Origin of the sequence: Segetibacter sp. (assembly GCF_025963695.1) — a bacterium.
In the GTDB taxonomy this organism is placed as follows: domain Bacteria; phylum Bacteroidota; class Bacteroidia; order Chitinophagales; family Chitinophagaceae; genus Segetibacter.
The window spans coordinates 1-4,011 of record NZ_JAOQAH010000046.1; the positions used below are offsets into that span (position 1 = coordinate 1).

A 4,011-nucleotide genomic window follows, 5' to 3' on the forward strand; every position below is an offset into this window, starting at 1 on the left:
CCCCTGCACCAATCCAAGCATTTGCTTTAATGTGTATATGACCTGTAACAAGTGATTGTCTTTGGCTGGGCTCAACCGGATGACCTTCTGATAAAAGGCTGACTTTAGGGGCAATCAACACATTGTCATCAATGGTAATTCCTCCTAAATCGAGGAATACACAATCAAAGTTTATAAATACATTCTTACCTATTTTGGTGTGCTTCCCGTAATTAATATACAAGGGTGTAAATACGGCAACACTGTCATCAATTTCTGAAGCAGTGATTTGCCTTAACAAATCCCTGATTTGCTGCGGGTTTGATGAATTGTTTAGTTGAACCAATAATTTTTTGGTAGCAAAAGAAGCATCGCGCAGCTTAAAGCCTTCGGGGTCGTTTGGGGGGATGACTTGGCCGTTTCGTAGCCGTTCAAAAATGTCTTTGTAATGCTGGTTTAATAACATAACACAAAGGTCTTACAATGTATGCCCATGCTGGTAACGATATTCAAACCAATCATTAAGAATTTCAAACCTCCTGTACCCGTAGGGTTTTCGGATTTGTTCCGGTAATTTTTTTAAAGAAGTTGTTGAAGTAGGTGGGATATTCGAAGCCAAGTGCATAGGCAATATCTGCGATGTTCCAGTTGGTGTGCTGCAACAGTGCTTTAGCTTCGCTGATTATTCTTTCGGTGATGTGGGAAGTAGTAGGCTTGCCTGTTACTTCCTTTACAGCACGATTTAAATAGTTTGGGTGAACGGACAGCTCTTTAGCATAATCCTGGGCACTCTTTAGCTTAAGGGGCTTTTCAGTACTTTCTATAGGAAACTGCCTTTCCAATAATTCGAGAAACACATTAGTAATACGTGAAGCTGCATTCTTAGGCTGGTCGTAGTTTTCTGAAGGTTGTAGTTTTAAGGCTTCGTGTATAATAAGGTTGATGTAGTTGCGAATAAGGTCGTCTTTGTAGGCATAGCCGGTCTTTTGTTCATCTATCATCTTCTGGAAAATGGTATTTAAAAACTGCCGTTGCTCTTCGTTTATTTTTAATACCGGAGTGCCACCCATCTTGAAAAGAGGTGATTGCTGCAGGCTTTCGGAACGGTCGGATGCTTTAAAAAAATCTTCGGAAAAGAGACAGGTATAACCTACATAACTGGTTGAAACTGTTTGCCACGAATAGGGTATATGAGGGTTGCCAAAAAACAAAACAGTGCCTTCCTGTTCGAAACTTCTATCGGCATAATGAATTTTGCTTTTTCCTGTGGTAAGACATATTTTATAAAAATCTTTCCTGCTATAGATGCGTGTTGCAGCGCCATCAGCTTCTATCTGAAACACGTTAAATCCCTTCAGCTTTAGTTCGTTATTGAAGTCTGATACAGGTCGGATTTGTTTTTCTTGCATTTGGCAAAGTTAAAAATATCAAATGAATCTGATTTCTTAAAGCGTTGAACTATCGGATAGTAAATAAGTGGCTGAAGTTTGTAAAACATGCAAACTTCATCTTCATTACATCATCTTCATTAAGAGGAAGTTTATTTCTCTGAAGGTCAATTAATTAAATTATTTGGACCGGTTTATAGAATTAACGATGCCCTGAAGAAATAAGCCTAAAGCCGGCAGAACGTGTTTGATAAAATGCTCCAAAATAGGTGGGAATGTAAACCACCAACTTTTGTTAAATAGAGTATACCATTATGAAAATGGTAAGGCTAGAAAGGCAATATTCTTAGTTTTGTAATTATGACACCGACAACAAGCAATTCAAATCCCATAATACTCATTGATGATGATAATGATGACATTGAACTTTTTCAGGAAGGCTTTAAGGCATTAGGAATTGAAAATGAAATAATGGTTTTTAATGACGGCAATAAGTTTTACGATTACATTTCTACAACAAACAGGAAATCCTTCTTTATTTTCTGCGATATTAATATGAACCGGATGAATGGTTTCGAACTTAAACAGAAGGTTTTTGATAATGAAGAAATACGAATGAAGTGTATTCCATTCCTGATGTTGTCTACCAGTAGCGCTCCGAAGAGCGTAGTTGAGGCATACAGTCTTAATGTACAAGGTTATTTTATAAAACCAAGCAGCGTTGAGGGAATAAAAGATATGTTTGATATAGTAGTAAAATATTGGTCAATCTCACAACGTCCTGCTTCAGAACAATAATTATGGAAACAAGTATATGAACTGTCTGCATTTAATAAAAAGCCCCGAAGGGCTAAAAAGGCAAACATTGTAAATAGAATTAAGTACGCTGCCCTGGCTGAATGGAACAACCAATGCAAGTGCCCAACAGCGACTTAAACTGCTCATTACCTGAAGCACCGGTATTGGTAAAAATTATGTTGCTTCGGCCATTGGTCACCAGGCCTGCATATTCAAATACCGTGTACTCTATGCCAGCACACCAAAACTGATTTGTTACTACTTGCTTCCAAATAAACCTGTTGCTGCTTTTTTAGGGCTCATTACTTTCATCTATGAAAACTACTTTTCAACAACCTTGCATTGAAAGCAACGATTACTGTACTTAAACTCATCAGCACGGCACCCATTGCAGGACTAAGCATAAACGTTGGATATAATACACCGGCTGCTAATGGAATAGCAAGCACGTTGTAGCCTACAGCCCACGCAAGGTTCTGTATCATTTTACGATACGTTTTTCTGCCAAAGTCTATCATCTGTACAACGTCTTTGGGGTCGCTGTTTACTAATATTATGTCGGCTGTTTCTGCTGCTACATCTGTTCCGCTTCCTACTGCTATGCCTACGTCGGCCTGTGCTAATGCAGGTGCATCGTTTACGCCATCACCGGTCATTGCTACTACTTCACCTTTTGTCTGGAACTCTTTTACTTTATCTAACTTTTCGTGGGGTAGTACATTTGCAAAGTAACCGTCCATTTTTAATTTAGCTGCAACTGATGAAGCAATCTTATCATTATCGCCTGTAAGGAGATAAGACTTTATGTTCATTGCTTTTAGCTGGGCTATTGCTTCTGCTGCTGTTTCACGTATCGTGTCTGCCAATGTTATGAAGCCTGCAAGTTCATCATCTATTAAAACGTAAGTAATGGTCTCTGTGTTTTGGTCAATCTCTTTTGGTAGTTCAGGGAGGGTTTTCTTTTCCTGCGCAAAATAATTCGGTCCTCCGGCAACTACCCTCTTGCCGTTAACTGTGCCTGCTACACCAATGCCCTGCATGTATTTAAAATCTGATGATTGCTGTAACGCTAAGTTCTTCTCTTTTAGCTTTCTTAAAATACCCTTTGCAATGTAGTGTTCTGATTGTTGTTGTACGGCTGCCACAAATTTCAATATATCGTCCTCGTTGTAATCGGGTGATTGACTTATGACTTTCTGTACTTCGTGTGAGCCTTTGGTTAGTGTGCCTGTTTTATCAAAAATTATAGTGGTAAGTTTTCTTGCATTTTCAAATGCCGTCCTGTTTTTGATTAGCAAGCCATGTGTTGCAGCTGCTGTGGTTGATATAGCAACTACCAAAGGAATAGCAACACCAAGAGCATGGGGGCAAGAGGTAACCATAACTGTTACCATGCGCTCTAATGCAAAAGCTAAATCGTGGTTGATGTACCAGACAATAAAAGTGGTAGCACCTACAACTAACGAAACTATGGTTAGCCATTTGGCTACTCTATCAGCAAGATTCTGTGTATTTGACTTTGCACTTTGTGCAGACTGCACCAGTGTTATTACTTTGTTTAAATAACTGTCTGCGCCTGTACCTGTTACTTTAATTTTTAGTGAGCCATCGCCATTTATTGCCCCCGCAATTACTTTTGCTTGGTTCTCCTTTTTTACAGGAACGCTTTCACCTGTTAGCACACTTTCGTTTACATACGAGCTACCTTCAATAACAACACCATCGGCAGGTATTTTTTCACCGGGTTTTATTACGGCAATATCATCTTTTTTTAACTCCTTTATATCTACGTCAGTAACAGTTCCGTTTCTTTCCAGGTGTACTGTGGATGGTAATAAGGCTACCA

Annotated in this window: 4 protein-coding genes; 1 reads left to right on the forward strand and 3 read right to left on the reverse strand. The window is 39.1% G+C overall.

All coding sequences use genetic code 11. From position 1 onward, the window contains the following. Together JWR87_RS07850 and JWR87_RS07855 are read right to left on the reverse strand one after the other, a co-directional pair. On the reverse strand, positions 1–445 hold a 445-nt coding region (locus JWR87_RS07850; protein ID WP_297817951.1), incomplete at its 3' end, for a sugar O-acetyltransferase. A gap of 64 nt (positions 446–509) precedes the next feature. Further along, entirely contained in the window at positions 510–1,388 is an 879-nt protein-coding gene (locus tag JWR87_RS07855; RefSeq protein ID WP_297817954.1) for a helix-turn-helix domain-containing protein, read from the reverse strand. Positions 1,389–1,727: 339 nt separating this feature from the next. Here JWR87_RS07855 and JWR87_RS07860 point away from each other — a divergent pair, with 339 nt between their 5' ends. After that, the gene (locus JWR87_RS07860; RefSeq protein ID WP_297817957.1) at positions 1,728–2,165 is read left to right on the forward strand and encodes a response regulator; all 438 of its coding nucleotides are present in this window, start codon (positions 1,728–1,730) and stop codon (positions 2,163–2,165) included. A 308-nt stretch (positions 2,166–2,473) separates the two neighbouring features. Here JWR87_RS07860 and JWR87_RS07865 read toward each other — a convergent pair. After that, the coding region (locus JWR87_RS07865) for a heavy metal translocating P-type ATPase (protein WP_297817960.1) at positions 2,474–4,011 on the reverse strand (1,538 nt) is incomplete at its 5' end.